Source organism: Candidatus Cloacimonadaceae bacterium, from assembly GCA_030693415.1.
Lineage (GTDB): Bacteria > Cloacimonadota > Cloacimonadia > Cloacimonadales > Cloacimonadaceae > JAUYAR01.
Window position 1 is genome coordinate 1 of record JAUYAR010000027.1, and the last position, 5,751, is coordinate 5,751.

Annotated in this window: 5 protein-coding genes; 1 reads left to right on the top strand and 4 read right to left on the bottom strand. The window is 48.0% G+C overall.

Features of this window, described 5'->3' with window-relative positions; all coding sequences use genetic code 11:
* Together Q8M98_01905 and Q8M98_01910 are read right to left on the bottom strand one after the other, a co-directional pair.
* Nucleotides 1-647, bottom strand: a 647-nt coding sequence (locus Q8M98_01905) for a hypothetical protein (protein ID MDP3113508.1), incomplete at its 3' end; no start/stop codon positions are given.
* 12 nt (nt 648-659) lie between these two features.
* Nucleotides 660-3,485 (bottom strand): hypothetical protein, encoded by a 2,826-nt coding sequence (locus Q8M98_01910; protein MDP3113509.1) that lies wholly within the window; start codon nt 3,483-3,485, stop codon nt 660-662.
* A gap of 66 nt (nt 3,486-3,551) precedes the next feature.
* On the opposite strand from Q8M98_01910, the gene Q8M98_01915 reads away from it, so the two are divergent.
* Nucleotides 3,552-4,025: a hypothetical protein gene (locus tag Q8M98_01915; protein MDP3113510.1), complete on the top strand. Its 474-nt coding sequence runs from the start codon at nt 3,552-3,554 to the stop codon at nt 4,023-4,025.
* A gap of 10 nt (nt 4,026-4,035) precedes the next feature.
* On the opposite strand, the gene Q8M98_01920 is transcribed toward Q8M98_01915, so the two are convergent.
* Both Q8M98_01920 and Q8M98_01925 read right to left on the bottom strand, forming a co-directional pair.
* Entirely contained in the window at nt 4,036-4,809 is a 774-nt protein-coding gene (locus Q8M98_01920; GenBank protein MDP3113511.1) for a DNA adenine methylase, read from the bottom strand.
* Nucleotides 4,806-5,621: a DNA adenine methylase gene (locus Q8M98_01925; GenBank protein ID MDP3113512.1), complete on the bottom strand. Its 816-nt coding sequence runs from the start codon at nt 5,619-5,621 to the stop codon at nt 4,806-4,808. Before Q8M98_01925 ends, Q8M98_01920 begins: the two co-directional genes overlap by 4 nt.
* Nucleotides 5,622-5,751: the final 130 nt, after the last annotated feature.

Below are 5,751 nucleotides of genomic sequence, written 5' to 3' on the forward strand. Positions count from 1 at the left end.
TAAGGACCCGGCCAACCAGAACTGTGATAGGTGTATGTCCAACCTCCGGGAGGATTTGGGAACCGGAGCAGGTCATCAAAGTCAACATGGACTATGGTTAAAGCTGATCCCATGGGGATGTTCAGAGTCGGCAGAGTGAACTGATTGGAATAGGGTATGGAGATGGGTATCTTCTGCTCAATATCCTGCAGGAAGTAACCCAGTATCCAGATCGGCTGATATCCGGCAGTTAAGCTATAGTAGTGAGTGAGATCGGAATAGACGGACAAGAGCTTGATCTTATCATAGCAGGTGAACTTGAGGATGCCGGAGCTGATATCAAAAGACAACTGAGATGTGTCTATGATGCCTGTAAAGAACAGCAGATTGTCCCGATAGACCTTCACTTCAAAGTGGGAGATATACCGCTCATGCTCATTGCTTCCGGAGAGGATATTGGCAGTGATCCAAGTAGTCGGGAAGAACTCAAAGGTGAGACGCTTTGGTTCCCGACTATAGTTAGAGACAGCTTGCAGCTTATCGGCTGATACTGTAAGGCTAATGATTACTCTACTGGTTGCAGTATCCACCAGACTATGCTTGATCTGGTTATAATCAGAGGCATCGGTCTTGCCTTGAATGAAGTCTATCTTAAAGAGGTTTGGCATATTATTATTATCCTACACTTCGCTTCTGATTAGCTTACCGGTTTCGGCTATCTGCGATACCTTAACCGGGTCATTTGATAAGGGATCAACATGGATATCAAACACAGGTTTGGACTCCATTACTTTCTCAGTAAGGGTTATCATCTGATCCCGCATTTCGCTCATTATGTTGAGCAGCGCAGTTATACCCCCACTGTCACTAATGCCGCCACCTGAGCCATAATATGAGCCAATGTTGGCAGGAATGGGCACAGAGGGGATTGGCAGCCCGGCAAAGGCAAGCTTCACCTTATCGATGGGTGCGAAGTTGAGGAAGTCGAACAGTCCTCTACCCAGAGCTTTGACTCTATCCTTGGCAGTGACATACTCATCACCTTCTGCTTCAATCAGGATACCACCCTCATTGTGGGACTTGCCGACTAAGAGACCGCCTGATGCTGCTTTGGGAGGTTCGGTTGCCTGGATAGCGGCTATATTGGCAAGTCCGGCACCGATGGCTGCAGCAGCGGCTGTGACAGCTAATCCGGGTCCGACCACAGGAATACCCACCATAGCTTTATAGGCTGCTGTAGCACTTGCATAGGTATCGATCATCGCCTGTCCGATAGCCAGGGTCTTCCACATGGCAAAGCCTTTCTTGCCGAAGATCTCTGAAGTCTTGGCGAGGTCTCGCATGATCTGTTGAGCACCTTGGAGGTTCCGCATCTCATAGTCATTCCTGATCCGGGACTTGGCAGCTTCACTCTGAGTGGTGATTTGCTGCTCGGTAAAGCCTGCTGCCAGCAGCTTCTCTCTCCGCTTGGCATAGTACTGTTCTATGGCTCGCAGCTCTGCATCCCAGGTTCTATCTGATAGTTCCAAGCTCCGCTGAGTGAACTCAAATCTGGTATCCAGCACTTCCTGCTGTTGCCGTCTCTCTTCCTCAAGTACCTTGCGTCTGGCTTCGGTTTCTGCTTCGATCTGAGCAGTTCTGGCTTCGCTGGCTTCCTTCTCCACTCTGACCGACTCATCGGCATAGTGATCCCTGATAGTCTGCAGAAGAGTCTCAGAAGCGCCTAAGGTCTGAGCCTTGGCAAGCTCTGCATCCCGCTGGATTTCGAGTTCCTTCTGTTTACGAAGTACAGCATCGTCAATGGAGAGTACATCATACTTCTGCTGTAACTGCCTAAGCTGTTCAAGTTGTCTCTGTCTCTCATCTATCAGTCTCTGAGCGTTATCAGTACCGGATGAGGATGATGCACCAGCATTACCGGAGTCAAAGCTTAGGTCCGGAGCTTCAAGCATCGCCTGTCTATAGGCTGCCCCTATCTGCTGCAGATCGTGCTTGGCAGCTTGCAGTTGCCCTGTCAAGGCACCGAACTGGTTCAATCTGCTTTCTAACTTGTTCCACTCTCCATCATTCCCGAAGTAGGAGGCAGGATTGAAACCCATAGCATTGCGGTCACTGGTCAGGAAGTCCCAGTCCACTGAGTTCATCAACTGCTGTCTGCGAGCTCTTACCTGGTCGACCTCGGCTCTTTGAGAGTCAATCTCGATCTGTAGTTCGGCTACCTTCCTGATCTGTGCATTATACTTCTCACCATAGACTTCAGCTATCTGCTTCTGCACCAGTGCATCGGAAGCGTTACGCAGGGCAGTAGCCAGGTTATTGTAGGATGAGGTCTCCAGGTCGATATTGCCAAGGTACTCAGAGTAGTTCTCATTGAGTGAGCGGATGATGTTCTTCATCTCGGTTTTATCAGCAGTGGCAAGAGTTGTTGCAGAGCGTAACTCAAGTAAACGTGATGCCAACAGACTGAACTTCTCGGCTTCTACTGAGACCTGTTTCTGAGCGTCTTTGATCTCGTCATTCATGGAACGCTGTGCTACAGTAACAGTATCAGTCTTGACCGAGGCTGCTGCCAGTCCCAGACCAAGTGCAGACAGAGCACCGACAGCAATACCGATAATCCCTGCTACCGGGTTGATGGCTACCTGCAGAGCATGATAGGCAGCGGTCAAAGCAGTTATGGTAGTGGTAATAGTACCGATCAAGGGAATAGCTACAACTATCCCGGCAACGAAGCCCTGCATGACCGGAGATAAGCTCTGATAGGCATCCATCAGCCAACGCAAACCCTGCAGGAGAGGATTGATCAAAACTGTAAGCATATCACCTACTGTCTCCTGGATATCTCCCCAGGCATTGGCATTCTGCAAGCGCAGGTCAGCCAAGGCAATAGCGGTACCGCCATAGTCTTCACCTAACTTCTCAACCAGGTAGGATACCCCCTCGGTCTTGAGTCGGGTGTCATCAAGCTCGATGCCATAACGACCTAGCATCTCAGTATGACCATTCAGAGCCCGACCCATGAGATCAAAGGCAGACTCAATGCTCATCCCGGTGGCTTTATTGGCTTCGGTAAAGTCCATCAGCAATGGCACAAGCTGTTGTATCTCATCCTTATTCAACTTGAAGGTCTGAGCCAGTTTGGACATCAGAGCCAGCAGTTGATCATCCTCGAAATTGGTCAAAGATTGCATGGCAGAGGCAAATTCTCCCATCTCTACAGCAGCTTCACCAAAGGCTATCTTAGCCAAGGTTACGGCTTGTCTCTGAGCCAGTGATGCATCGAGCAAGCTATTCATAGAACGCACCAGACCACCCACTACCTGGATCACTCCATCAACAGCAATCTTCACATCACGAATGGTAGCCAATGCCTGTTCTGCAGAGATCTTAACCGCAGCAGGTTTTTCCACCACAGACTGGGTGGACTCCGCCTCCTGCTTGACTTCGGCAAGCTTGAGATTGGCATCGTCAGTGACGAGGATGAGTTTAAATGTTAAGTCTGGCATATTTTAATCTTGACATTTAATATCTATCCTGACAATGGATTTAACTAAGTTTTCTGGAGGTAGAAAATGGAAAATGATCGTATCTCTATTCAAGATTACAGGGCGTTATCAAGTGCCTGGCAGTGTTCGTCAGATAAACTTGAAAAAGTTACAACTGAAGACCTGAAGAAGCTTATTGCTGAGTATGTCTTATCCGAACAAGCCAAAAGAGCAATAATCGATGAATTGAAACGTCGGGAACCGAGTTTTTCGTATGTTTCTGTAAACCCGGTGCAAGCATTGGAAGACGAGGACAAATCATACCCAGCATTGGCCATTATTGCTGGCATATTCAAGCTTTTTGGGTGGGTACTCATAATTGTGGGAATACTCGCTCTAGTCCTTTTTATCTCCAAAGAAATGACTCTTGTAGGGATACTCGCTTTGGCGGCAGCATTATTCTTTGCTCTGTTTTCATTTGCAGGGGCAGAATCTATCGTTGTCATTACCGATATATCATCATCAGCTTATAGGATATTGAAACAGATTTCAAGCAAATAGGGCACATCTATTAGTTCCTAATTAACAGTTCAATCTCAGTCTGGAAAGCACCGGAGACAGTGTATTGCGCTTCGACTTCATCAATAGTGAAGCCCTGGTAGAGTGTGCGGATAAACGGGTCGTTGTTGTATGATAGCAGGAACTTCCCTTTGATCTGCTTAAGGATAGCTGCCAACTCTTCATGTTTAGTAAAGGCATCTGCGTCTTCTCTGTCGTATAGATGCTCCTTTGTATAATATGGTGGATCGAGGTAGAAGAAGGTATTGGGTGTATCAAAGCGGGCAATGATCTTCTCAAAGTCCTGCTTTTCGATGATCACTTGTTTAAGCCGTTCCGAGGCAGCTTTCACCTTCTCAAGATTCCGCAGTGGCATGTATTTGTAGCCCTGCATGATGCAGAAGTTCTTTGATCTTGATCCGTAGCTGCAGGATAGTTGAAAATAGAAGCGAATAGCTCGCTCAAGCTCGGTTTTGGGTGGGTGTTGGGCGAACGTGTCGAACATCTCTCTGGATACGAGGTACTGGTTAAGCTCCGTAACAAACGCTTCAGGGTGCTGTTTTATGTACTTCCAGAAGTTCACCAAATCACCATTGATATCATTATAGACTTCCGTGTATCTGCTCTTGGTTCCGGTCTGCCAATCTTCCTTATCGGGAGATTTACCGAATAGTATCCAGGCAGCACCACCAAAGACTTCACAGTAGATGTCGTGCTTGGGGATGAGTGGCAGAATCTTCTTTCGGAGGAGTCGCTTACCACCTACCCAGGAGATGATACTGTTCACGATATCCCCCTGATTTCTCTGGTTGTAGCTTTCTGTTTGGGTGTATCTTGGTCGGCTTCTACAAGATTGAAGTTGGCGATGATTACTTCTGCAAACTCGCTTTTCCCTTCTTTACGATTGATACCCTTGGTTCTGGTGACGTGCCTGATGTCATAATCCTTGTACAGCTTCAGAACCTCCGGGTTATCATCATAACTGAGGATGAAACGACCTTTGATACTCTTCAGGATGTCTCGCAAGGCTTCGTGACTGAACTGCTTGGAGTTCTCATAAGTATAGCCCAACATGTAAGGTGGATCGCAATAGAAGAAGTTGCTCTTGGTGTCATACTTCTCTATCACCTTCTCGTAGGAGAGGTTCTCGATGATTACCATATCGAGACGCTTGTGCAGTTCTTTGATGCGTTCCAGACGGTTATACATACTGGATGTGCCACGCTTCTGAGAAGTGCCGAAGCTGTCACCTTTTGAGCCAAAGCTTCTGGTGATCAAGAACATGAACCTGGCAGCCCGCTGTATCTCGGTTAAGCCTTCCTGCTTGAAGATATCGCCAAAGAGCTTGCGGCTGGCTACTAACCAGTCTAACTCTTTGATCAGCTCATCAGGATGATACTTCACCTGCAGGAAGAGATTGACCAAGCGGTAATCGAGGTCGTTATAGACTTCCAGATCGCCCCATCGGTCTTTGAAGAGCAGCATCCAAGCTGCTCCCCCGAAGGGCTCGATATAGCCTGTGATGTCCTTGGGAACGTATTGCGATATGGTTTTGCGGAGGAGGCGTTTACCTCCAATCCAGCCGATCAATGCATCCATCACATATCTCCTTTGGGGTCGGCAAGGCAGAGCCGCAGGTACAGTTCAGGCAGTGTGAGACTGTCGAAGTCTTCAGTGGTGAAGCCCAGTTTACGCAGGATCATTTCGAACCTCTCATAGGGGTAGCGGG

Bases quoted from the DNA above. Each gene is read 5' to 3' on its own strand.
- Q8M98_01915 (MDP3113510.1), top strand. From the start codon at position 3,552: ATGGAAAATGATCGTATCTCTATTCAAGATTACAGGGCGTTATCAAGT.
- Q8M98_01925 (MDP3113512.1), bottom strand. From the start codon at position 5,621: ATGGATGCATTGATCGGCTGGATTGGAGGTAAACGCCTCCTCCGCAAA.
- Q8M98_01910 (MDP3113509.1), bottom strand. From the start codon at position 3,485: ATGCCAGACTTAACATTTAAACTCATCCTCGTCACTGACGATGCCAAT.